The organism is Streptomyces gottesmaniae (assembly GCF_031845845.1).
Classification (GTDB): Bacteria; Actinomycetota; Actinomycetes; order Streptomycetales; family Streptomycetaceae; genus Streptomyces; species Streptomyces akebiae.
The window spans coordinates 1-22,608 of sequence record NZ_JAVRFJ010000051.1 but is presented as its reverse complement, the minus strand read 5'-3'; the positions used below and the strand labels follow the sequence as shown (position 1 = coordinate 22,608).

Sequence of the window (22,608 nt, the reverse complement as noted above, 5' to 3'; positions counted from 1 at the left end):
GTGGCGCCGGGGTCGTGGACGGGGGCGCCGCGCCGGCCGAGCAGGACAACTCCGCCGGCGAAGGCCGCGGCGGCGAAGGATGCGCGGCTCCTCCTGACCGCCGTCACACAGCACGTCGTGCGGCCGCTCACCGAGCAGGCCGCAGGCCCGGTCGACGACACCGCCGTACAGCCGGTCACCGACTCACTGCCGCGGCGGGCCTCCGACCCCGATTCGCCGGCCGTCACCGACTCCGTTTCACGCTCCGTCACCGATCCCGGTTCACGGCCCGTCACGGAGCACCTGGTGCGTCCCGTCACGGAGCACGTGGTGCGGCCGGTCACCGGGCACGCCGTACGACCCGTGACCGACCGAGCGGTACGACCCTTGAGCGACCGAGCGGTAAGGCCCGTGACCGGGCAGGTCGTGGGCTCTGCGGCCGGGCGAACCGTGGAGTCGGTCGTCGAGGGTGTCGTGCGGCCGGTCACCGAAAACGGTCGTGCGGCCGGTCACCGACGGGCTGGACGGAGTGACGTCGCAGCTGCCGCCGGGGAGCCTGCCGTCGCTGCCCGGGGTGCCGGGGCCGAGAAGTTGACGTACAGGGTCCAGCGCCGGTCGAGGTGCTCGCTCAGGACGCCGCCCAGCAGCAGGCCGACGGCACCGCCGGTGCCCGCGATCACCACTACATCGGCGTCGCCGTGGGCACCATGGCGTCCAGCGTCGATCGGCTCGTCACCGCCGGACGGTATGGCCCCCGGCCCGATGGACGTGCTCTTCCTCGCCGTCGTCGCGACCGTCTCCGGGTGCTGGACGGTTTGCCCGGGACGGGCGGGAGGCGTCCGGGGGCGTCCGGCGGCGAACCGGTCGGTCAGCGGAGCGGCGGCACCGTGTCGAGCAGCTCGCCGGCCGTGCGCCGCGCCGGGGCGGCGGTCAGCTCGGCGACGCGGCGGAAGGTCTCCTCGGCCGGGCGGGCGGGCCACTCGGGAGGAAGGTGACGGGCGGGGAGCCGGGGGTCGGTGCGGATGGTCCACAGCCACTCGCTGACCAGCCGCAACCGAGTGCCGATCGGATCGTCGCCCGAGCCGACCCCTGAGCCCAGGACGGCCGTCCAGCGTTTGTCGAAGGTGACGTAGCGGGCGGCGATGCCCTCCAGGTCCCAGGTGTCGCGGATCATCAGCTCGATGTCGGTGGCCACGTCGGCCCGGGCGTGGAAGATCTTGACGTGGTCGGTGAGCCCCAGTTCGGCGACGGCCGCGGCGATGTCGACGTTCCCCGGGGCGATCCAGAGCCCGCTGTACAGGGCGCCGAACCCGGACCAGGTCAGCCGCGACCGCAGGTCGTGCCGCTGGCGTTTCCACGAGTCGGGCAGGGAGAACCCGAGGAGGGTCCAGGTGCCGTCCCAGTCGTCGTTGACCGCGCCCTGTTTCCAGATGCGGGTGCGGCCGTCCCACAGGACGCGCGACGCCTGCGGGGTGAGGCCGAAGTACATCTTGCGGCCCTCGCGTCGGCGCCGCAGCAGACCGCGGTTGACCATCCGCGTCAGGGTGGAACGTACGGCCTGTTCGCCGACGCCGACCCGGCCGAGCACGTCGATGATGCTGCCCGAGTACACGCACACGTCGCCGTCGCCCTCCAGCACGTGGTTGCCGAAGAAGGCGAGCATGAGCGACTGCGGGCGCGGCTGTGGGCCGTCCGAGGCGTCGCTGTCCGGGGTGCCGTCCGGGGTGTCCAGGATGTCGTGGTCCTCCACGGGGGCAAGCGTACGGCCGCCCGCCGGCACCCCGCCGGGGAGGTCACCGTGGATCAGGTACTTCTTGAATCGCCGTAAAGGAAGCGCACAACATCGACGCCTCCGGGACAGTGGGGACCGTCTAGCACGTTCCGTCAGGGAGGCACGCGAGTCATGACCACCATCGCCGTCATCGGAGCCGGGCCGGGTCTCGGCGCGGCCGTCGCCCGTCGCTTCGGCCGTGAGGGGTTCGCCGTCGCGCTCGTCGCCCGCGACCCGGAGCGTACCGAGGCGCTCGCCGCCGACCTGGCCGACCGGGGCGTCACCGCGCGGGGGTTCACCGCCGACGTGCGCGACCCGGAGGCCGTGACCGCCGCGCTCGACGCGGCACGCTCGGCGCTGGGCCCGATCGAGGTCCTGCAGTACAGCCCCTCGCCGCACCGGGACTTCATGCTGCCGGTGCTGGAGACGAGCCACACGGACCTGGTCGGGCCGATCGAGTTCTCCGTCTACGGCGCGGTCGCCGCCGTACGGCAGGTGCTGCCCGGTATGCGCGCCCTCGGTCGCGGCACGATCCTGTTCGTCAACGGCGGTACGGCCGTGGTCCCGCACCCCGACCGGGCCGGGACGTCCATCGCGTTCGCCGCCGAGAGTGCGTACGGCCACCTGCTGCACGACACCCTCGGGGCGGAGGGCATCCACGTCGCGCAGCTCGTGGTGCCCGGTGCGATCGTCCCCGGGCATCCTCGCAAGGACCCGGCCGTCCTCGCCGACACCCTCTGGGGCATCCACCGGGACCGCCACGGCTTCCGGCACTTCGCCGACGACCTCGACGCCTGACGGTCGGCGCGCGGGTGCCCGCGGGCGGTGTCAGGCTGAAGGCACAGAACCGAGAACGCGAAGGGGAATCCCGTGATCACCACTGACCTGACGCCCGGCTCCCCCTGCTGGATGGACCTCGGCGTCCGCGACCTCCCGGCCGCGGCGGCCTTCTACCGGGCGGTGCTGGGCTGGGAGTACGAGCCCATGGGCGGCGGGGACGAGGGGGCGGAGTCGGAGGGCTCGGGCGGCATGTTCCGCAAGGACGGAAAGGTCGTCGGCGGACTCGGCGAACTCACCGAGCAGGGCGCGCGTTCGGCCTGGATGATCTACTACACCGTCACCGACGCGGACGCCACGACGCGGGCCGTGGAGGGCGCCGGCGGCACGGTGCGGGTGCCGCCGAGGGACCTCGGCGAATGGGGGCGGATGGCCCAGTACAGCGACCCGCTCGGCGGCCAGTTCGCCGTCTGGCAGCCGGGCACGGACGCGGGCTTCGAGCTCGCGGACGAGCCGGGCTCGTTGTCCTGGACCGAGCTGTACACCACCGACGCCTCGGCCGCCCGGGAGTTCTACGGCGGCGTCCTCGGCTGGCAGTTCGGCGACATGCCGATGCCGGGCGACGGGGGCGCGTACACCCTCATCACGCCCGCCGGGCTGCCCGAGGAGCGGATGCAGGGCGGCCTCATGCAGCTCCGCGAGGAGGACCTCACCCTGACCGGCGGACGGCCGTACTGGCACCCCGTCTTCGCCGTCACCGACTGCGACACGGCCGTCGCGGCGGTCACCGGGAACGGCGGCAGCGTGCAGATGGGCCCCGAGGACATGCCGGGCGTCGGCCGGCTGGCCGTCTGCCTCGACCCGTCGGGCGCGGACTTCGTCCTCCTCGCCGCCGAGAGCTGACCTCCGCGCCCCTCTCTCGCACCCCCCACGCCACCGTTCCCGCGACGGTGGCGTGCTCACCGTTGCGGAAAACAGGATCAGCGTCCATCATCCCATCAACAGGAATCCTGTTAATTCAATGTTGCAGCGATGGGTGGGTGCGATCATGTCGTTCGGTGCCAGAATTCAGGCCAGAGGGGTTCAGCTGCTGCTCAGTGGCGTCATGAGCCGAGTCCACCAGGATCTGCGCTTCACCGACATCCCGAAGCGGACGGAAACCCTCCGGGTGGAGACCGGCGCCGGCCCGGTCGACTGCACCGTCTACCGCCCGCCGGCCGCCACCTCCACCCCCGCTCCCGTCTACGTCAACTTCCACGGCGGCGGCTTCATCGTGGCCCGCCCCGAACAGGACGACCACATCTGCCGCTACATCGCCGCCACGGCCGGCTGCGTCGTCGTCAACGTGGACTACTCCGTCGCCCCGCAGCACGTCTTCCCCGTCGCCGTCACCCAGGCCTACGACGTCGTCGAGTGGGTCGTGGAGAACGGCGAGGCCCATGGCTGGGACGGCTCACGGGTCGCCGTCGGCGGACACAGCGCGGGGGCCAACCTGACCGCCGGGGTCTGCCGGACGGCCCGCGCCCGGGGCATCTTCACACCGCGCCTCCAGATCATCGACTCCGCGGCACTCGACCAGGTCACCGATCCGGCCACCAAGCGGTCCCGCATCGCCAAGCCGCTGCTCAGCCCCCGGATCATGCGGATCTTCACCGCCGCCTACGTCCCGGATCCGGCCGACCGCGCCGACCCCCTGGTCTCACCCGGACTCGCCGACGACCTCGCCGGACTGCCGCCCGCCCTCGTCATCACCGCCGAGAACGACCGCCTGCGCGACGAGGGCGACGCCTACGCCAAGGCCTTGGCGGCCGCCGGGGTCCCGGTCACCCACCGCGTCTTCGAGGGCGTCGACCACTACTTCACGCACACCGGCCCGGTGCCGGCCGGCAAGGAGGCGATAGACCTGATGGCCACCTCCCTGCGCACCGCCCTCGACGCCGCCGTCCCCGACGTGGCTTGACGGCGCGCGCCCCGTCGGGGGGACACTGCTGACCCCGAGGCCTCGGATCCGACCGGCCGTCCCACCGACGAAGGGCACCACGTGCGGCTGCACACCCGTGAATGGGGCGCCGGGGACCGGACCGCCCTGCTCGTCCACGGCATCATGTCCGACTCCCGCACCTGGCGCCGGGTCGCCCCGGCGCTCGCGGACCGCGGCTACCGGGTGATCGCCGTGGACCTGCGCGGCCACGGGCTCTCGGCGCGCGGCGCCTACAGCCCGCGGCTCTTCGCCGACGACCTCGTCGACACCCTGCCCCGCGAGGCCGACCTGGCGCTGGGGCACTCCCTGGGCGGGCTCGCCCTCTCCCTCGCCGTCGAACGGCTGCGGCCCCGGAGGGCGGTCTACTCGGACCCGGCCTGGTCGTCGGCCGGCCCCGATGTCGGCCCCGAGGTGTTCGCCGCCTTCAAACACGCCACCCGCGCCCGGACTGCCGCGCTCAACCCCCGCTGGGACCCCGAGGACGTCGACATCGAGATGGCCACACTGGCCGCCTGGGACGCCGGCTCCGCGCACTTCCTCGGCGGGCGCCCGCTCACCGGCTTCCTCCCCGACCGCCCCGTCGTCCCCTCCCTCCTCCAACTCGCCGACCCCAGCTTCCTGATCGGCCCCGAGGCCGCCGACCGCCTCAGGGCCGACGGCTTCGTGGTCCGTACGGTCCCCGGGGCGGGCCACACCATCCACCGGGACGACTTCGACGGCTTCATGAAGTCCCTCGACGACTGGATCTGACGCCCGCACACCCGCCCGCTCGACGTTCGCCACCAGGGGCGGCGCGTGCGGCGCCGTGGCTACGGCGCGGTGCGGGCGCGCTCGTACAGGACGGGGTCGTGCGCGTTGACGACCGTGAGATCGGCGTCGGCCCGGCGGTGCAGCTCGGCGAGGCGGGCGTGGTTGGCGCGCACCTGCTTCAGGTCGTGCGCCAGCAGGTGCTCCACGGCGCGCAGGGGACCGGGGACGGGGGAGCGCCCGTCGAACGTTCCGCGGTGGAAGAAGGCGTCACCGGCGTGCAGGATCCAGCCGCTTCCGGTGTCGACCGCGACGCAGGCGTGACCGCGGGTGTGCCCCGGCAGTGACACCAGGACGATTCCCGGGGCGACGGCGTCGAGTTCCTTGGCGGCGGCGAATCCGCGCCACGCCTCGCCGTCCGGAGTGTGCTCGACGAGCTTCGGCCCGTGGGCCCACTGCGCCGACCGGTACCGGGACCGTTCCCGCCGGGACGGGGAGACGAGGGCACCCAGGGACTCGGCCGCGGTCGTGTGGACCTGGGCGTCGGGAAAGTCGGACAGGCCGCCGATGTGGTCGAAGTCGAAGTGGGTGACGACGATGTGCCGCACGTCGTCCCGCCGGAACCCGAGGGCCTCGACCTGACGCGCGGCCGTCTCCTCGGCCCGGAGCACGGGCCTGACCAGATGCCGGGACGTCCCCAGCCGGCGTCCGGGCTCGGCGATGTCGCGCAGCCCGAACCCGGAGTCCACCAGCACCAGTCCGCCCGGTGCCTCGACGAGCAGGACGTGGCAGACCAGCGCGCCGGTGAGCGGCAGCATGGTCCCGCAGTTGAGGTGGTGCACCTTCACGGCAGTACCGCCTTCGGGGTGTCGAGGAGAGGAAGGGAGAGGAAGGGAGAGGAAACGGCGGACAGCGTACGGGCCGGTCCCTCGACCTCGTGGCCCGTGGTTCCGGCGTCACCGTTCCTCGGCCGACGGTGGGCCCCATTCCGCTCCGGTGCGCAGACGGTACGCGGCGACGGCGGACTCCACCGTCGGGAAGAAGTGCCGGGGGTCGAGGGTGCGGGTGAGACCGTACCGCTCGATCTTGCGTCGTACGGGGTCCTTGAGCTCGGCGAACACCAGATGCACCTGCCGGGCGTTGAGGTCCTCGTCGAGTTCCTCCAGCACGTCGGCGGCGGTGGTGTCGACGTCGGTCATGGGCTCCGCCGCGATCACGATCCAGCTCGGCCGCGGCTCGGCCGCGGCCAGGCGCCTGACCTCGTCGCGGAAGGTCTTGGCGTTGGCGAAGAAGAGCGGTGCGTCGAACCGGTAGATCACCAGGCCCGGCAGCTGACCGGCCTGGGGGTAGGAGCGGACGTCGTGGTAGCCCTCCAGGTCCCGCACCCGCCCCAGCACGGTGTTGTAGGGCCACCAGGCGCGCCGGAAGACGTTGAGGACGGACAGCCCCACGGCGACGGCGATGCCGGGCAGTACGCCCAGCAGGGCCACGCCCAGGAAGGCCGCGAGGCAGAGCAGGAACTCCGCCCGGCGCTGCCGCCACAGCCGTACCGCCCCCGGGATGTCCGCCAGGGAGAGCGACGCGGTGATGACCACGGCGGCCAGGGCCGGCTGGGGCAGATCACGGAACAGACCCGGAACCAGCACCAGCATGAGGACGATCAGTGCCGCTCCGACGACCCCGGTGAGCTGGCTCCTGGCCCCCGCGCGCTCCGCCACGGCGGTCCGGGACCCGCTCGTGCTGACCGGGAAGCCCTGGAAGAGACCGGCCGCCAGATTCGCCACCCCGACCCCGGTCATCTCCTGGTTGCCGCGGACCTCCTGCCCCGTACGGGCCGCGAAGGCCGACGCGTTGGAGATCGTGTCGGCCAGGGACACCAGGGCGATGCCCAGGGCCCCGCCGAACAGCGGGGCGAGGTCGGAGAGCCGGATGTCGGGGATCGTGAACGGCGGGAAACCCTCGGGCAGTTCGCCGACCAGGCTGACGCCGTGTGCGCCGAGGTCGAAGGCCGTGGCCGCGGCGATCGCCAGGACCACCATCACGAGCACCGCGGGGACCTTCGGCAGGAAGCGCTGCAAAACCAGGATCACGACGATCCCGCCGCAGCCGACCGCGGCGGCGGCCGGCACCGCCGCCCCGTCGGCGAGCCCCCGGACGAACCCGACGCACTCGCCGATCAGATGGTCCGCCTCGACCTTGAAGCCGAGCAGCTTGGGCAGCTGACCGATCAGGATGGTCAGGGCCAGGCCGTTCATATAGCCGATCATCGTCGGCTTGGAGATCAGGTCGGCGATGAAACCGAGCTTCGCCACCGAGGCCAGGATCATGACGGCCGCCACCATCAGCGCGAGCATCGACGCCAGCGCCACGGCCCGGTCGGGGTCCCCGTCCGCCGCCACCAGGGGCAGCACGGTGGCGGCGATCATCGGCCCGAGCGAGGAGTCCGGGCCCAGCACCAGGATCCGGGACGGCCCGCACACCGCGTACCCGAGCAGGCAGAGCACCGTCGTGTAGAGACCGGTGATGGGCGGCAGGCCCGCCAGCTCGGCGTACGCCATGCCCTGCGGCACCAGCAGCGTCGTCAGGACGACCCCCGCGACCAGGTCCTTCACCAGCCACTCGCTCCGGTAGGACGACACCGCACGGACCCCGGGAACCGCCCGCACCCGGGAGAGAAGCCCTCGACTCTTGCGCTGGGTTGTCACAGACCGTCCTTCCGTCCGGGCAAGCGTGGCACGCGAACGGCGGGACCCCGGCGCGGACGGCGCAGTGTCGCCCCTGCCGGACGGCGCTGTCAGCCCAGGTCGAAGAGGTTCGGCAGCCGCAGGAGGTACCGGGTGCGGTCGTGGCGCTTGAGGGCATCGAACTCGGGTGCCCGGTACAGCGGGGTGACGGTGCACCGTTCGGCGGACGAACCGGTCCGGTCCAGCAGGGCGTTGACGGCCTGCCGGGCCGAGGTGTTGGCGCCCTCCATGGTCGCCAGGTCGATGGGCACGGCCACGTAGTCGCCGGACAGGAAGAGGTTGGGGATCCTCGTCGCCGATCGGGGACGGTGGTGGAAGGTCCCTGTCGGATGGATGAGCAACTGCTCCTCGTTGACCGGGTTCGGAGTGCCGAGTCCGTCCACGGCCGGATCGAGGAACCAGGAGTGCAGCACGGAGTCCTTCAGGACCGTACGGCCGGTGTCGTTGAGCGCCGCCTTCAGCTGCGCCCACACCTCGCGGGCGACCTCGGCGCGGGTGCACTGCTTGGCCGTCTTCCCGTAGAGGATGCCCGGCCGGTCCCACTCGGAGACGTCCACGGAGAGGCAGTCCGCGACCGTGCCGTCACCGAAGTCGGCGGGGAAGTCGTGCCTCGGCCAGTGCTGCGCCTGCGCGATCGCGGTCAGCGACCAGGGGGAGTCGATGAGGTCGAGATGGCCGTGCAGGATCGGCGTGCGCTCGGTCAGATAGAACTGGATGCCGGTCATCCAGTCCGTCTGCAGCCGGTCGCACGCGGCGAGTTGGGGATCGGCGGCCCGCACGGCGGAGTTCCAGGTGCGACGGGCGTGCTCGACCGGCATGGCCGAGATGTAGTGGTCGGCGGTGACGGTCCGCCGGGCGCCCGCCGGATCCTCCATGACGGCCCCGCCGATCCGGCCCTCCTCCAGGGTCAGGTCCCGTACGGTCCAGCCGACCCGGAACTCGACCCCGAGCGACCTCAGATGCGTCACCCACGGATCGATCCAGGCCTCGTTCGTGGGCGCGTCGAGGATCCGGTCCAGCGGTCCGTCCGCGCCCCGCCCGAGCAGGTTGAAGGCGAAGGCCTCCAGCAGTGTGGCGACGGTACGGGTACTGGCCTCCTCCGCCTTGGTGGCCACGATGTTGCGGGTGATGCCGACGGCGAGGATCCGCTGGTAGTCGTACGACATCTGCCCGGCCCGTACGAACTCCCACCACGGCGTCCGCTCCCAGGTCTCGTCGCGGCGTTCGTCGCAACTGGTGAGGAAGACCAGGAAGCGGTTGGCGAAGTAGAGGGCCTCGTGGAGCGGGAGGTTGAAGGCCGTGTCGAGCACCGAGGTGACGGCCCGGCGGATCTCGTCGGGGGTGAGTTCGGCGGGGCTGCTGTCCGGCCAGGGCAGCGGGATCCTGATGTCCTCGCGGCCGCCGGACCGGGCGAACAGCATCTCCTTGGGCGCCACGAGGTTGTCGTGCACGCCATGGGCGTTGCCCGGGAAGGGGATGCGGCGCATGGTGTCGGGCAGGTTGTGATAGATCCCCGGGATGAAGCGGAAGCCGTGTTCTCCGGGCAACGGGGCACGGCCGCCCGTACCGCTGTCCGGTACGTCCATGCTGCGGGCCTTGCCACCCAGCGCCTTGCGTTCGTAGACCGTCACCCGGAAACCGCGTTCGGCGAGTTCGTGCGCCGCCGTGAGCCCGGCGACGCCCCCGCCGAGGACGGCCACGGTCGGTGCGGCGGCACCGTCCTGGGCGGCGGCCCGCCCGGTGGTGCCCAGGGCTAGGGCGCCACCGGCGGCCGTCGCCGTACCCAGGAACCTTCTGCGTGTGGTGCCGCCCAGCGCGTCCATCGCCCACCCCTTACCGTCGGTAACCATTGGCGTACGAAGATAGGAGCGACGCACCGATCCCGGAAGGCGACCGACGCGACCGGGATCACTTTGGCTTGATGCCGTATCAGGCCGCCGAGCCGAGCCGGGCCGCACCGCACAGCGCAGCACCGAGCGCACCGCACCGTTTCCTGGCGCGTGCCGGCAGCCGGTGTGGTGTGTGTCACCGCGGCCGGATTGAGTGGGAGGCCAGGGGCGTTCACGTACCCTCTCGTGACGCATGGGACCAGGACTGCGAGGATGTGGCCCGATGACCGCTGGGGGGTGTTCCCGCACGCTCAGGGCCGCCGTGTTCGCGGCTGTGTGCGTGCTGTTCACCTCCCTCGGCCACCTCATGATGTCGGGGACCGCGGTGCCCTGGTGGGCCATGGTCGCCGGTGCGGTGGCGACCGGCGGCCCGGCCTGGTGGTCGGGTGCCCGGGAGCGCGGACCGCTCCTGGTCGGCTCCGCCACGGTCGCGGCCCAGACCCTCCTCCACGTGATGTTCTCGCTCGCCCAGACGGCGGTTCATCACTCCCGGAGCGCCACGGGCCGGGCGACGGGGACGATCGACCACGCCACGGCTGCCGCGCCCGGCACGGCGTCGACGGATCACGCGACGGGAGCCCCGCTCTCCTCGCCGCCGACGGACCACGTGGGCATGGACGCCGTGCACGGGCTGGGCCACGCCATGGGCGGCCTGCCCTCGACGGGCATGCTCGCCGCCCATCTGCTGGGCGCGCTGCTGTGCGGCCTCTGGCTCGCCCACGGTGAGCGTGCCGCCTTCCGCATCCTGCGGGCGCTCGCCGGATGGCTGACCGCGCCGCTCCGCCTGCCGCTTCGGCCGTCGGTGGCGCCGTACCGTCCGCCGGTCCGCGCCCGCCACCCCCGTACGGACGGCCTGGCGCGCCGCTACCTCCTCACCCACGCGATCACCTCCCGGGGGCCACCGGTCGGGACCGCTGTCGCCGTCTGACGACAGCCGGTTGCCCGGGGCCGTCCCCGGAGACGACGCCCAGTCGGCTCCGCGGACGGCCCCGGGCGAGCGCCGCACCCCGAGCCCGACGGTCAGCCCCCGGCTGATCCGCGTGCGCCGGGGCTGCCTCGTGTCCCACCACAGCCTTCAGCCCACCCACTCAAGGGAGTCCCCCGTGCATCGCTCCACCCTGCTGCGCACCCTGCGTCGATCCGGCGCGCTCACCGCGCTCGCCCTCGCCTCCGTCGTCGCCGTCGCGGGGCCCGCCGCCGCCCATGCGGATGTCGAGGCCGAGGGCGCGCGCGCCCTCGACCAGAACGTCGAACTGACCTTCTCCGCCGCGTCGGAGTCCACCACGGCCGGCATCACCAAGCTGGAGGTGATCCTCCCCGAGGGCCTCGTCCCGGCCGACATCGCCTACGAGAAGGGCCCGGACGGCTGGAAGTTCGCCCCCACGAGCCGGGGCTACACCGTCTCGGGCGAGAAGCGCGCGGTGGGGGAGGACGTCGAATACGTCGTCACCGTACGGCAGTTGCCCGACGCCGAGTCGCTGGTCTTCAAGACCCTGCAGTCCTACAGCGACGGCAAGGTGGACCGCTGGATCGAACTGGAGGAGTCCGAGGAGGACGGCCACCACGGCCACCCCGCGCCCCGCCTGGACCTGAAGGCCGCCGCGCCCGGCGCGAAGCCCGTCAGCCCGACCCCCTCCGAGGAGCCCACGACGGCCGCCCCCGAGGCGGAGACCACGCCGGAGTCGGACGCGCGGACGCCGTCGGCCCAGCCCGCGGCGGACAGCACGGACGGCGACGACGGTCTCTCCCCGGCCGTGCCGCTGGGCATCGGCGCGGCAGTCCTCGTCGCGGTCGGCGGCGGAGTGTGGTGGCTGCGGAGCCGGCGCGGCGGAACCGCCTGACACCGGGCGCCGAGCCGGGCCCGGCCCCGGGGCGGGGCCGGGCCGGTCGGCGGACGGTGAATCGCCCGTGCGGGGGTATGCGGTGTCGGTCAGCAGCCGTGGGGAAAGGATCGAGGATGACCGACGACGCCTATCTGTTCCTGCTCGACGACGAGTCCGTGCCGCTCGGCGTGGCCCCCGCCGCCGTCGAGGATCTCGCGTGCATGGAGACCCCCGCGGTTCGCGCGTGGCTGGACGCTCATGGGACCACGCCGACCTCCGCGCGACTGCGCCTGCTGCCGCCGGAGGAGACGGGAGCCATTCCCGAGGAGGCGGAGCGGCTGCCCGTCCCGCTGAGCGACGAGGAACTGAGCCGGGTCCGCCACCGGTTGGCGCCGGAACCGCTCGCCCTGATCGAGGAGGAGCTGCTCGCCTACCGCGACTGCGCGGACGGCCGGGACGGCCTGATCGGACGCGCGCTGGCCGCCGGCGTGCCACCGCACCGCATCGTCGAGCTGACGGGGATGGACCCCGACACGGTGACGGCCGCGGCGAGCGGCTGAGACGCCCGGATGGGGACCGTCGTCCACGTCCCGCAGACGCGGGACATGATCGGGGAGGAACTCTCCGGTGACGAGGCGCTGACCGCGCTGAGGCGCTACGGGGGCCGCCGGCTGCTCCTCGACGCGTTCGCCCGGTTCCGCTACGCGGACGGCTTCAGCCACTCCCGTTCGCTCGCGTTCCAGGTGGTCCTGGGCCTGGTGCCGTTCACCATCGCGCTGGTCGGCGTGGCGACCACCGTGCACACGGAGAGCGTGGGGCGGATCATCGAACTCACCGTGGGCCGGATCGTGCCGGGCGCCAGCGCGACTCTGGTCGAGGACGCGCTGGACGCCACCGAGCGCAGTGCCGGTTCCGGTGTCTGGAACGCCGTCGCCATGTGGCTGGGACTGGCCTTCGCCCTGCTCAACCTCGCCTCGGCGATGGGGCAGGTGGAGCGGGGCGCCAACCGCATCTACGGCGTCGAACGCGACCGGCCCTTCTCGGCCAAGTACGGGCGGGCCCTGCTCCTCGCCCTCGCGGCGGGCATGCCGATGGTCCTGGGGTTCCTCGTGCTCGTCGCCGGGGACGCCGTGGGGAACGCGGTGGTGGAGGCCCTCGGCTGGTCGCGGGAGTGGCTCGACCTGTGGGGTCCCCTCGACGTACCGCTGGGCGTCCTGCTCGCCTGGGTCGCGTCGGCGGTGATCTTCCGCTGGGCCCCGCGCAGGGACCAACCGGGCTACACCTGGCTCGCGTTCGGCTCGGCGGTCCACCTGGTCCTGTGGGTCACGGCCACATGGCTGCTGGCGCTCTACGTCGCGAAGAGCGGATCGTTCGGTGCCGTGTACGGACCGCTGACGGCGTTCGTCGCCCTGCTGCTGTGGGCCAACCTGACGGGGGTGGCGCTGTTCCTGGGGATCGCGTTCGCCGCCCAACTCGAAGCGGCGCGCGCCGGAATCACCGAGGCGGTGCGGCCGGATCCGGGGCCGGGACCGTGAACCGGTGAACCGGGCCGGGGCGAACGTCTCGTCGTTCCGCGGGGGTGCGCCTCATCGTTCCGCGGGGGTGCGTGTCTCCACGCGATGGTCGTAGTACGCCCATACCGCCACGCCCACCACGAGGGTGAGCCCCACGGCCACGACGCGGACGATGCCGCTGGTCGCGAAGGCGGCCAGACCGGTGGCCGCCGCGCCGCACAGTATGATCATGTGGCTGACGAAGCGCTGCTGCGGCTGGGGGTCCTCCCGGTCCTTCAGGTCGCGCAGGGCCTCACGGGCGGGCCGCCCGGAGCCGCGCCGGGCCCGGGCCCGGTACTGCAAGCCGTAACTGATCAGCAGGTACAGCACCAGGGCGCCCAGTGCCCAGAGCAACCCCACGCCGTCCCCGCTCGCCGCCCGGGACAGATACATCACACCGCTCCTCCCTGAGGCTCCGTGAGCACAAGCACGCCTGCACCGTCCGGATGCCCCGAGCGTCCGGACGCGAACTCGGCGGGAGAGGCGACTTCGGGCCATGTCGCCGCTCGTCCGATCCGGACGGGGCCGGACTTCCGACGGTCGTCGGGTGGCATGCATGGGACGATCGCGGGTACGGGCGCGTATGTGAGGGGGGAATGAGGGCGGGACACGTGGGATCGAATGCCGATGGCGACGGCTGTAGCGGGCCGGACACCTATCTGATGCGCGCCGGATACGCCCTGGGGGGCGAGGACGGCTGCATCGCCGATGCCCGCCACCACGCCCTGGCCTTCCTCGACCGCGCCCACGCCGATCACCACCTGCCCGTCTCCGCGCGAGTACGGGACCTCACGCAACTGGTGGTCAGCGAACTGGTCACCAACGCCCGCAAGTACGCCCCCGGTCCCGTCCTCCTGGAACTGCGGGTCACCGCCGACAGCGTGGACATCGTCGTGTGGGACAGCGACCCCACGGTGCCCGCGGCCCGCGCCGCCGACCCCGACCGGATCGGACAGCACGGGCTGGAGATCGTCAAGGCCGTCACCGAGGATCTCTTCGTCGAACGGGAACCGGTGGGCAAGCGCATCACGGCACGTATCGCGCTGGCCGACCCGCCGGGCAGGGGTCGGTAGCGCGCGGGGCTGCCGTATGACGACCCAACGTACGTCGCCATGCACCGGTAACTGAAGACGACCTCTGCGTACTTCGCTTCAGCCACACGCTTTCTGACGACGCAGTGTGATGATGCCGAGGAAGAAATCGTCGGCTACAACGGGGCTTCGTAGTGTGCCCGGGTCGGTACGCTGTGTTCGTATCCGGCGTGGATTCGTCGGGTCGTCGGATGTGTCGAGGGGGACGGCATGTTGGCAGAAGCCCTGATTGTGCTGGCTTCGGCGGCCGGAGCGGCGGTCGCGCAGGCCGCCGGTACGGATGCCTGGGTAGGGGTGAGGGAACGCGTTGCCCGCATTTTCGGCCGTGGTGACGCATCAGCTGCTCAAGTGGCCCTGGTGCGGTTGGACCGAACAGCAGCCGCGCTGGATGCGGCCGAGCCGGAGCAAGCGGACCAGTTGCGCGCCCGTCTGGATGCCTCGTGGCAGGCCCGGTTCGAGGACTTGTTGGAGTCCCTGAACGAGGCTGACCGTGTGGTCGTGGCGGGGCAGTTGCAGGAACTGGTGACACTGCGCTCGGGCGCTGTCGGTGGGGCCTCCGCCAGGGATGGCGGGCTGACCGCCGGCGGGGACGTCGACATCCGGGCAGAGGGCGGATCCGTGGCCGGCGGCGTCATCCATGGGGGCATTCGCATGGAAAACCCTTCGCAGCCGGGCCCGGTTCAGGGCTGACCGCTCCCGGCCCTGACCAGGCCCTCCATATCACCGCACAGACGTCGCTCTACGCCCACTCCGGCGCTGTGGTGGTCGGCCGCGCGGGTTCGGTGACGTACCAGACCGCGCCGCGGCAGCCGCTCTCCTGGCCACAGTGCGTAGGAGTGATTCCCCGGCAGGCGGACTGTTTCCAGCACCGCGAGGCCGTCGACGCCCTGGACCATGCGGTCGCCAGGGGTGGGACTGCGGTGCTCTGTCAGGTCTTGTCCGGGACCGGTGGGGTCGGTAAAACGCAACTTGCCGCCCACCATGCCCGAACTGCTTGGGAAGCGGAGGCGGTGGACCTGCTTGTCTGGGTCACCGCGACCAGCAGGGAGGCGGTCCTGAGTGCCTACGCTGAAGCTGCGGTCACGGTGAGCGGCCCTGACGCGCCGGAGACGGCTGACCTCGCTAACCCCGAACAGGCCGCTGCCCTCTTCCTGACATGGACGCAATCCACTGGCCGACGATGGCTGATCGTCCTGGACGACGTGAGCGACCCCGCAGACCTGGGCGGCCTGAACGGCCAGAGGGATTTGTGGCCGACACTGCGCCCGAACGGCCGCACACTTGTCACTACCCGCCGCCGAGACGCCGCGCTGCCTGGCCAGCGCATCGATGTCGGTCTGTTCTCCCCGGACGAGGCCTCTGCCTATCTGACCGCCAAACTGGCCGCCGCAGGACGGCGGGACAGTCCCGAAGACATCGCAGCACTCGTCCGTGAACTGGGGTACTTGCCGCTGGCGCTGGCTCAGGCCGCCACTTATCTCATCGACCTTCATCTGGACTGCGCCGCTTACCGGTCCAGGCTGGCCGACCGCAGCAACGCACTGCCCGACCTGGTCCCCGAAACCAGCGGTCTGCCCGATGCTCATCGCACCACTGTCGCCGCCACCTGGTCTCTGTCGATCGAGCATGCCGATCGGCTCCGGCCGAAAGGGCTGGCCCGTCCGATGCTTCACCTCGCCAGCATGCTCGACCCCAACGGCATCCCCGTCACCGTACTCACCAGTCCGAGTGCCCTGGCGTACCTCGCCGAGCATCGAACAGTCGGTACAGGCTCTGATGCCCGCGCGTGTCAGGTCGGGGTGAGGGACGCGGCTGACGCGCTGCGCTCCCTGCACCGGCTCAGCCTGGCTGACCACGTCGCCGATACCCCCCATCAGGCCGTCCGTGTCCATAACCTCATTCAACGCACAGCCCGCGAGACCCTGTCCTCTGCCGCTTACGACGCTCTTGCCGTCGCTTGCGCGGACGCCCTTCTCGATGCGTGGCCCGAGGCCGATCACGACACCACCCTCGAACAGGCTCTGCGCGCCAACGCTGCCTCCCTTGCTTCGCATGCCCAGGCTGCGCTGTGGCGGGCACGTTGCCACCCGGTCCTCATCCGCGCCGGGACCAGCCTCGGAGAGGCCGGCCTCATCGCCGCCGCTGTCACCCACTTCCAGGACGTCTGCACCGCCGCACACCATCACCTCGGCGCAGACCATCCCGATTCCTTCGCTGTCCGCCACTACCTTGCCCATTGGCGGGGAGAAGCGGGCGACCCCGCCGGTGCCAGGGACGCCATCGCCCACCTGATGGTCGATCGCTTGCGGCTGCTCGGTCCGGACCACCCCGACACGTTGGCCACCCACGGAGACCTGGGTACCTGGCAGGGGCATGCGGGAAGTCCGGCCGAAGCTGCCACCACTTCCGAAGCTGTGCTGAAGGACGTGCTGCGGGTGCTCGGTCCCGACCATCTCCAGACACTGACCGCCCGTCTCAACGTCGCCCATTGGGGAGGGGAGGCGGGAAATCCGGCGGGAGCTGTGGCGGATTGCGAGCAACTGCTTGCTGACATGTTGCGAGTGTTGGGCCCAGATCACCGAAAGACCCTGGCTGCGCGCCTCCACCTTGCTTTTTGGCGGGGGGAGGCAGGGGACACAGCAGGTGCTGCTGTTGCCTTCCAAGAGTTGTTGGCAGACCGCGTGCGGGTCCTCGGCCCGGACCACCCCCACACTCTCACCACCCGCCAGGACCTCGCCCGATGGCGGGGGGAGTCGGGGGATGCAGCAGGTGCTGCCTCTGCGTTGGAGGACCTGTTGACCGACCAGCTGCGGGTTGTCGGCCCAGACCATCCCCACACCCTGACCACCCGCCACAATCTGGCTCGGTGGCTCGGTGAGGCGGGGGATCCGGCCGGCGCGGCTGCGGCGGCTTCCCACCTGTTGACCGACCAGCTGCGGGTCCTCGGCCCGGACCACCCCCACACCCTCACTACCCGCCACAATCTGGCTCGGTGGCTCGGCAAAGCAGGGGATCCGGCCGGCGCGGCTGCGGCGGCTTCCCACCTGTTGACCGACCAGCTGCGGGTCCTCGGCCCGGACCACCCCCACACCCTCACTACCCGCCACAATCTCGCTCGGTGGCTCGGCAAAGCAGGAGATCCAGCCCGCGCGGCCTCCGCCTTCGGGGATCTGTTGGCCGACCAAGTGCGAGTCCTGGGTCCGGACCACCCTCACACTCTCATGACCCGCCACGACCTTGCCTCCTGGCGAGGAGAAGCAGGGGATGCGACAGGTGCCGCGACAGCCCTCGAACAGCTGCTGCCCGACCGAATGCGGGTCCTCGGCCCGGACCACCCCCACACCTTCATCACCCGCGGCAACCTTGCCCACTGGCGGGGAAGGGTCGGGGACCGAGCCGGAGCCGTCACCGCCTTTGCGGAGCTCCTCACTGACCGGCTTCGGGTCCTCGGCCCGGACCACCCTCACACCCTCATCACTCGCCACAGCCTCGCCCTGTGGCGAGCGGAGGCAGGGGACGTGGCGGGGGCCGCGACCGACCTCGGACGGCTTTTGCCTGATCGGGTACGGGTCCTCGGCCCGGACCACCCCGACACTGTTGCCACGCGCGCGGCCCTGGCCCGCTGGGGGAGTTCTGCCCCCTGAGCCCGGGTCTCCCACCACCTGAGCCGCGCAGCTCTGCGGCCGGTCCGGATTCCCCACAGGGGCCAGAGGCCTCACCGTGATCACGGAACGCTGGGCGGTCGAGCAGACCTACGGTCGGACTGATGCTCCACCCGCGCCCGGCCGGCGACGGCCGATCCCGCCCCGTGGCCGACGGATGCTGCCGGGCCGGGCGGCCAGGGACGCGAAGATCGGACTCGCCGTCGTGGCACTGTGAATCAGGAGGGATGACGGTGGCCGCCTTGCCCACGCACTCGGTCAAGGTGGTCGGCGTCATGGCCGGCGAGCCAGCTCTGCGATCACGGCCGCCACGAGCGGGGCGTCGTTCGTACGGGGCGCTCTGCCGGGAGGCCCTGACCCGCCATGGCGTGGGTGAGGATCGCGTAGGTCGGGTTTCGGACTCCGATGTTCCGCTGGTGCATGCCACGACCGTGCCGGGGAGGTCCTCGGCAAAGTCTCGGCGTCCGCCGGGCCACGGCGACGCGCGGGCAGAGCGCTGAGCCCTGCCCGCGGCCCGTCACCGCGCGCTCAGAGGACCACGGCCATACCGATGAGCCCGATCACCATCAGCGCCACGATCACGATGATCAGGACGAGGGACAGGGACCACCATCCCCGGCGCGGTGCGGGCGGTTCCGGATGGGAGATCCCGGAGGTGCCCCCTTCGCCGGGTGGTGTCTCGCCGGGTGGCACACCACCGGGTGCGTCGACTCCCGGCGTTCGCCGGGGGCCGGGACCAGGAGTCGTCATGGCGCACGCTCCTTTCGAGGACGCGCTACTTGTTGGGCTTCGTCGAGCTGATGTCACCGAGGGCCGACTCGGGGTCGCGCTCGATGGCCAGGTCCCCGAGGGAGACGATGCCCACCGGGTGCTGCTCCTCGTCGACGACCGGCATACGGCGGACCGAGTGCTCACGCATCAGTTCCACCGCGCGGCGGACGTCGTCGTCGGGGCCGACCGTGACGAGGTCGTCGCTGCACGCGTCCGCCACGGTCGTCTCGTTCGGGTCGCCGCCCTCGGCCACCGTGCGGACCACCAGGTCGCGGTCGCTGACCAGCCCCCGCAGCCGCTCGCCCTCGGTGACCAGAACGGCGCCGATGTCCTCGTCACGCATCATCCGGGCCACGGTCGCCACCGACGTCTGCGGCTCGACGGTCACCGGGGCGCTTGTCATCAGGTCGCTGACATGCTGAGTCATGGAAACCCATCCCTCCGTGGAGTGGGACGGCGCCTTCACCGCCGCTCGGCCTTCCGAGTACCCATAAGCGACAAAACCCACCGCGGTTGCATCGGATGCCACCCCCGGGGGAACCCGACGATCTCCACCATCCCTGAAGTGAGCGAGGTGTCACAGATGTCCAATCCGCAGCAGCCCGAACAGCGGCGCAGCGACAAGGGCGGTGCCACACCGCAGGACAGCGCCGAACTGAAGGCGCGGCAGTCGGAGACGAAGCGCGGCCGCGCCCACGGCACGGACAAGGGCGACAAGGGCGGAGGCAAGGGAGGAGGAGTGCCGCCGGCCCAGCAGCCAGAACACCCGTAGTGGCGTAGCCAGTAGTTCGTAGTTTGTGGTTCGTGGTCGCCGTGTGGTCGCCGGATCCCTGGGCACTCGAGTGGCACGCGATACGGGTGTGTCGGGTGTCTGGATCCGGCACCGGAGGGCTGGCGGCGGCGGCGTCGCCGCTGTACCCGAGGGAACGGAGGTGACGGATGGCGGCGCTCACGCTGGTGTCGACGTCGACGTCGACGCTGTTGCTCACCCCGCCGGGTGTGTACGCCCCGCAGGGGGACACCGAGCTGCTGATGCGCGCCCTGCGTCGAGAGGACATCGACTCCTCGACCGACGTGCTCGACCTGGGGACCGGCAGCGGCGCCGTCGCCGTACAGGCGGCGCGTCTGGGTGCCCGGGTGACCGCCGTGGACATCTCCTGGCTCTCCGTGTTCACGGCGCGCGTCAACGCGCTGCTCGCCCGCCGGCGGGTCCGTGTCCGGCACGGTGACCTCACCACGGCGGTCACGGGGCGCACCTACGACCTCGTGATCAGCAATCCGCCCTATGTGCCCTCACCTGCCGACCGGCCGCCGCGCGGAGGCCGGGCCCGGGCATGGGAGGGCGGCCGGGACGGCCGGGTGTTCGTGGACCGCCTCTGCGCGGCGGCACCCGCGATGCTCCGCCCGGGCGGGACGTTGCTGGTCGTCCATTCGGACCTGTGCGGCACCGACGCCACGCTGCGGGGCTTCGAGGAGCACGGACTGCGTGCCTCGGTCGTCGACCGGGCCGAGGTGCCGTACGGTCCGGTGCTGCGCGCCCGCCGCCCCTGGCTCATCCGACAGGGCCTGATCGGCGAGGACGACAATCGGGAGGAACTGGTGGTCGTCCGCGCCGAGCGCCCCTGACGGCGAGGCGCGCCGGGCGCACGGACGACACCGGCACCGGCCGGGGGCCGGGTGAGCTGCGGCCCGCCGATCACCGGCCCGCCGAGCTGCGGACCGGCCGAGCCCCCAACACCCTGCCGCCACGCGACACCCTGCCGCCACGCGACACCCTGCCGCCACGCGACACCCTGCCGCCACGCGACGCCTGCCCAACCGAAGCGGCCCTGCCGTCCCGCGACGTCTTCCCGCCGGCACCGGCCTTCGCGGCAGTCGGTCCCCGCGCCCCCTCACGCCCCCTCTACGCCCGCACCCCCGGTCACGCCCTGTTCTGGCGCTGGTCGCTGCTGGCGCGGCGGAGTCGGTCGGTGTGGCGGGTGATGTCGTCGACGCGGGCCGCGATCTCGGGGTGGCCGGGCGTCAGGTAGGTGTGCGTGTCCGCCAGGGGGGCGATGAGGGCGGCGGCGTCGTCGTCCGCGAGGGCGGCGGTGAGTTCGACGACGGGGGCGCGGGCGGCGGCGGGCAGATCGGTGAGCGCGGTGATCCGACCGGCGAGACCGCGCAGGTCCGCGGCGTTGGCGCGGGCCCAGGTGGTGACGGTGCGGTCGGCGGCACGGCGGTCACGGGTGGCCTGGACGCGCTGTTCGCCGGTGGATCCGGGACGCCCGGGGCGGACCCGCAGATAGCGGCGCTCGGCGGCCTGGCGGCTGGAGACGCCCAGGGGGTGGGCGAGGTCGGCCCAGCTGGCGCCCGCCTCCCGGGCCGTTTCGATCAGCCCCGCTTCCCACTCCGCTAGCTGGTCACGCGCTTCGCGGAGCATCAGGAGCGCGGCGAGCGCCTGCTGCGAGCTGGTTGCCGCGTCGGGCTCGGGAAGCTCCGTGTCCCGGGGGGTCCGGGCGGTGTGCAGGGCCTCGTGGATCGTGTCCAGCGCCGCGGCGGCCGCGAGGAAGGACGTAGGGGTGAGACCGCCGGGGTCGGAGGCGGACTGATGGGCGGTGGTCATGGGCCCTCCAACTCGGTGTCATCATCTGGATGACTTTCCACTTGTCATCACTTGGATGACATGTTACAACGAAGGCAGGTGAAACGCATTGGCAGGAACGTGCCTGACCCGAACACTGGAGGTGTTTGACGATGTTGATGCGCACCGATCCGTTCCGTGAGCTGGACCGCCTCACCCAGCAGCTCCTGAACACGACCGGCACCTGGTCGCGCCCGTCCGCGATGCCGATGGACGCCTACCGGGAGGGCGAGGAGTACGTGATCGCCCTCGACCTGCCCGGTGTGTCCCCGGACGCGATCGATGTCGACGTCGAGCGGAACATGCTGACGGTCAAGGCCGAGCGGCGCCCGGTCGCCAAGGCGGACGACGTGCAGATGGAGCTCTCCGAGCGGCCCCTGGGTGTCTTCTCCCGCCAGGTCGTGCTGGCCGACACCCTGGACACCGAGCACATCAAGGCGGACTACGACGCGGGTGTGCTGACCCTGCGGATCCCGATCGCCGAGCGCGCCAAGCCCCGCAAGGTCGCCATCGGCGGCGGCACCGCGCACCGGGAGATCAGCGGCTGAACCCCCCTGTCGGCCGCGCCGGGACGGAGGACGGCTCCGCGACCGTCCTCCGCCCGTCCCGTCGGTGGCCGGGCGAGCCCTCTGGGGCCCCCGGGCCGCCGCCTCGCTCGCGACCCCCCTCGGACGAGAAAGGCAACCGCTTCACGATGTTCTCCCTGCAAGAGCCGTGCCGGCACACCGTGGGCATGACGTTCGAGCAGATGCTGGAAAGAGTGCGCTACGAAGGCGCCTACCCCACCCGCGCACGGGCCGAGGAGGCCGTACGCGCCGTGCTGGCCGCTTTCGGTCGCCGGCTCACCGGTGACGAGCGCGTCGAACTCGCCGCCAGGCTCCCCCACGAGGCCGCTCTCTGCTTCACGGCGGAGATCCCCGACAACGAACCCGTCACCGGCTGGGGCTTCGTCAAGGACCTGGCGTCCCGCACCGGCGGTACGGCGGCCACGACCCGCTGGGACACCGGGACCGTCCTGCGGATCGTCGCGCAACTCGCGGGCGACGACCTCCTCGACCGCATCCTCGACCAACTCCCGCCCGGCTACGCCCTGTTGTTCGGGCGAGCCGAACTCACCCAGACGCCCACGGCTTCCCCTTCCCTGGTGGGCGCCGGGGCCCCGACCGGCACCACGACCCTCTGAGGCACCCCCACCCC

23 protein-coding genes are annotated in these 22,608 nt (G+C 71.9%); 15 read left to right on the top strand and 8 right to left on the bottom strand.

Annotated features, from left to right (window positions below; genetic code table 11):
• Nucleotides 1–847: 847 nt before the first annotated feature.
• Nucleotides 848–1,729, bottom strand: a complete 882-nt coding sequence (locus RM704_RS39395) for a PaaX family transcriptional regulator (protein WP_033531437.1) — start codon at nt 1,727–1,729, stop codon at nt 848–850.
• 153 nt (nt 1,730–1,882) lie between these two features.
• On the opposite strand from RM704_RS39395, the gene RM704_RS39390 reads away from it, so the two are divergent.
• From RM704_RS39390 to RM704_RS39375, 4 genes are all read left to right on the top strand, one after another.
• Complete coding sequence (locus tag RM704_RS39390; protein ID WP_033531436.1) at nt 1,883–2,548, top strand: SDR family NAD(P)-dependent oxidoreductase; 666 nt, start codon at nt 1,883–1,885, stop codon at nt 2,546–2,548.
• 72 nt (nt 2,549–2,620) lie between these two features.
• Complete coding sequence (locus RM704_RS39385; protein ID WP_033531435.1) at nt 2,621–3,430, top strand: VOC family protein; 810 nt, start codon at nt 2,621–2,623, stop codon at nt 3,428–3,430.
• Nucleotides 3,431–3,632: 202 nt separating this feature from the next.
• Nucleotides 3,633–4,487, top strand: coding sequence for an alpha/beta hydrolase (locus RM704_RS39380; RefSeq protein ID WP_311592663.1), 855 nt, complete (start codon nt 3,633–3,635; stop codon nt 4,485–4,487).
• Between the two features lie 81 nt (nt 4,488–4,568).
• Nucleotides 4,569–5,258: an alpha/beta fold hydrolase gene (locus RM704_RS39375; protein ID WP_033531434.1), complete on the top strand. Its 690-nt coding sequence runs from the start codon at nt 4,569–4,571 to the stop codon at nt 5,256–5,258.
• Between the two features lie 59 nt (nt 5,259–5,317).
• Here RM704_RS39375 and RM704_RS39370 read toward each other — a convergent pair whose 3' ends face one another.
• The 3 genes from RM704_RS39370 to RM704_RS39360 form a co-directional block, all read right to left on the bottom strand.
• Nucleotides 5,318–6,103, bottom strand: a complete 786-nt coding sequence (locus RM704_RS39370; RefSeq protein WP_033531433.1) for an MBL fold metallo-hydrolase — start codon at nt 6,101–6,103, stop codon at nt 5,318–5,320.
• A 108-nt stretch (nt 6,104–6,211) separates the two neighbouring features.
• On the bottom strand, nt 6,212–7,960 hold the full coding sequence (locus tag RM704_RS39365) for a SulP family inorganic anion transporter (RefSeq protein WP_033531432.1): 1,749 nt from the start codon (nt 7,958–7,960) through the stop codon (nt 6,212–6,214).
• A gap of 89 nt (nt 7,961–8,049) precedes the next feature.
• On the bottom strand, nt 8,050–9,849 hold the full coding sequence (locus tag RM704_RS39360; RefSeq protein ID WP_438828980.1) for a hydroxysqualene dehydroxylase: 1,800 nt from the start codon (nt 9,847–9,849) through the stop codon (nt 8,050–8,052).
• A 262-nt stretch (nt 9,850–10,111) separates the two neighbouring features.
• Here RM704_RS39360 and RM704_RS39355 point away from each other — a divergent pair, with 262 nt between their 5' ends.
• The 4 genes from RM704_RS39355 to RM704_RS39340 all read left to right on the top strand — a co-directional run bounded on the left by RM704_RS39355 (nt 10,112) and on the right by RM704_RS39340 (nt 13,246).
• Nucleotides 10,112–10,816 carry a hypothetical protein gene (locus RM704_RS39355; protein ID WP_078937438.1) on the top strand — a complete coding sequence of 235 codons (705 nt, stop codon included), beginning with the start codon at nt 10,112–10,114 and terminating at the stop codon, nt 10,814–10,816.
• 175 nt (nt 10,817–10,991) lie between these two features.
• Nucleotides 10,992–11,729, top strand: coding sequence for a DUF1775 domain-containing protein (locus RM704_RS39350; protein WP_033531430.1), 738 nt, complete (start codon nt 10,992–10,994; stop codon nt 11,727–11,729).
• A gap of 116 nt (nt 11,730–11,845) precedes the next feature.
• Nucleotides 11,846–12,271 carry a DUF6003 family protein gene (locus RM704_RS39345; protein ID WP_033531429.1) on the top strand — a complete coding sequence of 142 codons (426 nt, stop codon included), beginning with the start codon at nt 11,846–11,848 and terminating at the stop codon, nt 12,269–12,271.
• Nucleotides 12,272–12,280: 9 nt separating this feature from the next.
• Nucleotides 12,281–13,246, top strand: a complete 966-nt coding sequence (locus RM704_RS39340) for a YihY/virulence factor BrkB family protein (protein ID WP_033531428.1) — start codon at nt 12,281–12,283, stop codon at nt 13,244–13,246.
• Between the two features lie 51 nt (nt 13,247–13,297).
• Here the strand turns inward: RM704_RS39340 and RM704_RS39335 are convergent, their stop codons facing one another.
• Complete coding sequence (locus RM704_RS39335) at nt 13,298–13,657, bottom strand: hypothetical protein (protein WP_311592656.1); 360 nt, start codon at nt 13,655–13,657, stop codon at nt 13,298–13,300.
• A 218-nt stretch (nt 13,658–13,875) separates the two neighbouring features.
• On the opposite strand from RM704_RS39335, the gene RM704_RS39330 reads away from it, so the two are divergent.
• From RM704_RS39330 to RM704_RS39320, 3 genes are all read left to right on the top strand, one after another.
• Nucleotides 13,876–14,337 (top strand): ATP-binding protein, encoded by a 462-nt coding sequence (locus RM704_RS39330; protein ID WP_033531427.1) that lies wholly within the window; start codon nt 13,876–13,878, stop codon nt 14,335–14,337.
• Between the two features lie 228 nt (nt 14,338–14,565).
• The gene (locus RM704_RS39325) at nt 14,566–15,045 is read left to right on the top strand and encodes a M35 family metalloendopeptidase (protein WP_033531426.1); all 480 of its coding nucleotides are present in this window, start codon (nt 14,566–14,568) and stop codon (nt 15,043–15,045) included.
• A gap of 68 nt (nt 15,046–15,113) precedes the next feature.
• On the top strand, nt 15,114–17,999 hold the full coding sequence (locus tag RM704_RS39320; RefSeq protein ID WP_311592653.1) for a tetratricopeptide repeat protein: 2,886 nt from the start codon (nt 15,114–15,116) through the stop codon (nt 17,997–17,999).
• Between the two features lie 546 nt (nt 18,000–18,545).
• Here the strand turns inward: RM704_RS39320 and RM704_RS39315 are convergent.
• Both RM704_RS39315 and RM704_RS39310 read right to left on the bottom strand, forming a co-directional pair.
• The gene (locus RM704_RS39315) at nt 18,546–18,767 is read right to left on the bottom strand and encodes a DUF6480 family protein (RefSeq protein ID WP_033529960.1); all 222 of its coding nucleotides are present in this window, start codon (nt 18,765–18,767) and stop codon (nt 18,546–18,548) included.
• Nucleotides 18,768–18,792: 25 nt separating this feature from the next.
• Nucleotides 18,793–19,215: a CBS domain-containing protein gene (locus RM704_RS39310; protein WP_033529959.1), complete on the bottom strand. Its 423-nt coding sequence runs from the start codon at nt 19,213–19,215 to the stop codon at nt 18,793–18,795.
• 138 nt (nt 19,216–19,353) lie between these two features.
• On the opposite strand from RM704_RS39310, the gene RM704_RS39305 reads away from it, so the two are divergent.
• Together RM704_RS39305 and RM704_RS39300 are read left to right on the top strand one after the other, a co-directional pair.
• Nucleotides 19,354–19,560: a hypothetical protein gene (locus RM704_RS39305; RefSeq protein ID WP_311592650.1), complete on the top strand. Its 207-nt coding sequence runs from the start codon at nt 19,354–19,356 to the stop codon at nt 19,558–19,560.
• Nucleotides 19,561–19,727: 167 nt separating this feature from the next.
• Nucleotides 19,728–20,414: a HemK2/MTQ2 family protein methyltransferase gene (locus tag RM704_RS39300; protein ID WP_052146274.1), complete on the top strand. Its 687-nt coding sequence runs from the start codon at nt 19,728–19,730 to the stop codon at nt 20,412–20,414.
• A 295-nt stretch (nt 20,415–20,709) separates the two neighbouring features.
• Here the strand turns inward: RM704_RS39300 and RM704_RS39295 are convergent, their stop codons facing one another.
• Nucleotides 20,710–21,393 carry a hypothetical protein gene (locus RM704_RS39295; protein ID WP_033529957.1) on the bottom strand — a complete coding sequence of 228 codons (684 nt, stop codon included), beginning with the start codon at nt 21,391–21,393 and terminating at the stop codon, nt 20,710–20,712.
• 131 nt (nt 21,394–21,524) lie between these two features.
• On the opposite strand from RM704_RS39295, the gene RM704_RS39290 reads away from it, so the two are divergent.
• Complete coding sequence (locus RM704_RS39290; protein ID WP_033529956.1) at nt 21,525–21,959, top strand: Hsp20/alpha crystallin family protein; 435 nt, start codon at nt 21,525–21,527, stop codon at nt 21,957–21,959.
• A gap of 185 nt (nt 21,960–22,144) precedes the next feature.
• Complete coding sequence (locus RM704_RS39285) at nt 22,145–22,594, top strand: DUF2267 domain-containing protein (protein WP_107072384.1); 450 nt, start codon at nt 22,145–22,147, stop codon at nt 22,592–22,594.
• The last annotated feature ends 14 nt before the right edge of the window (nt 22,595–22,608 follow it).

Excerpts from the sequence above, each read along its gene's own strand:
- RM704_RS39335 (WP_311592656.1), bottom strand. The coding sequence starts at position 13,657 with ATGTATCTGTCCCGGGCGGCGAGCGGGGACGGCGTGGGGTTGCTCTGG.
- RM704_RS39290 (WP_033529956.1), top strand. The coding sequence starts at position 21,525 with ATGTTGATGCGCACCGATCCGTTCCGTGAGCTGGACCGCCTCACCCAG.
- RM704_RS39325 (WP_033531426.1), top strand. The coding sequence starts at position 14,566 with ATGTTGGCAGAAGCCCTGATTGTGCTGGCTTCGGCGGCCGGAGCGGCG.
- RM704_RS39360 (WP_438828980.1), bottom strand. The coding sequence starts at position 9,849 with ATGGTTACCGACGGTAAGGGGTGGGCGATGGACGCGCTGGGCGGCACC.
- RM704_RS39355 (WP_078937438.1), top strand. The coding sequence starts at position 10,112 with ATGACCGCTGGGGGGTGTTCCCGCACGCTCAGGGCCGCCGTGTTCGCG.
- RM704_RS39310 (WP_033529959.1), bottom strand. The coding sequence starts at position 19,215 with ATGACTCAGCATGTCAGCGACCTGATGACAAGCGCCCCGGTGACCGTC.
- RM704_RS39340 (WP_033531428.1), top strand. The coding sequence starts at position 12,281 with ATGGGGACCGTCGTCCACGTCCCGCAGACGCGGGACATGATCGGGGAG.
- RM704_RS39345 (WP_033531429.1), top strand. The coding sequence starts at position 11,846 with ATGACCGACGACGCCTATCTGTTCCTGCTCGACGACGAGTCCGTGCCG.
- RM704_RS39285 (WP_107072384.1), top strand. The coding sequence starts at position 22,145 with ATGACGTTCGAGCAGATGCTGGAAAGAGTGCGCTACGAAGGCGCCTAC.
- RM704_RS39390 (WP_033531436.1), top strand. The coding sequence starts at position 1,883 with ATGACCACCATCGCCGTCATCGGAGCCGGGCCGGGTCTCGGCGCGGCC.
- RM704_RS39315 (WP_033529960.1), bottom strand. The coding sequence starts at position 18,767 with ATGACGACTCCTGGTCCCGGCCCCCGGCGAACGCCGGGAGTCGACGCA.
- RM704_RS39380 (WP_311592663.1), top strand. The coding sequence starts at position 3,633 with ATGAGCCGAGTCCACCAGGATCTGCGCTTCACCGACATCCCGAAGCGG.
- RM704_RS39300 (WP_052146274.1), top strand. The coding sequence starts at position 19,728 with ATGGCGGCGCTCACGCTGGTGTCGACGTCGACGTCGACGCTGTTGCTC.
- RM704_RS39295 (WP_033529957.1), bottom strand. The coding sequence starts at position 21,393 with ATGACCACCGCCCATCAGTCCGCCTCCGACCCCGGCGGTCTCACCCCT.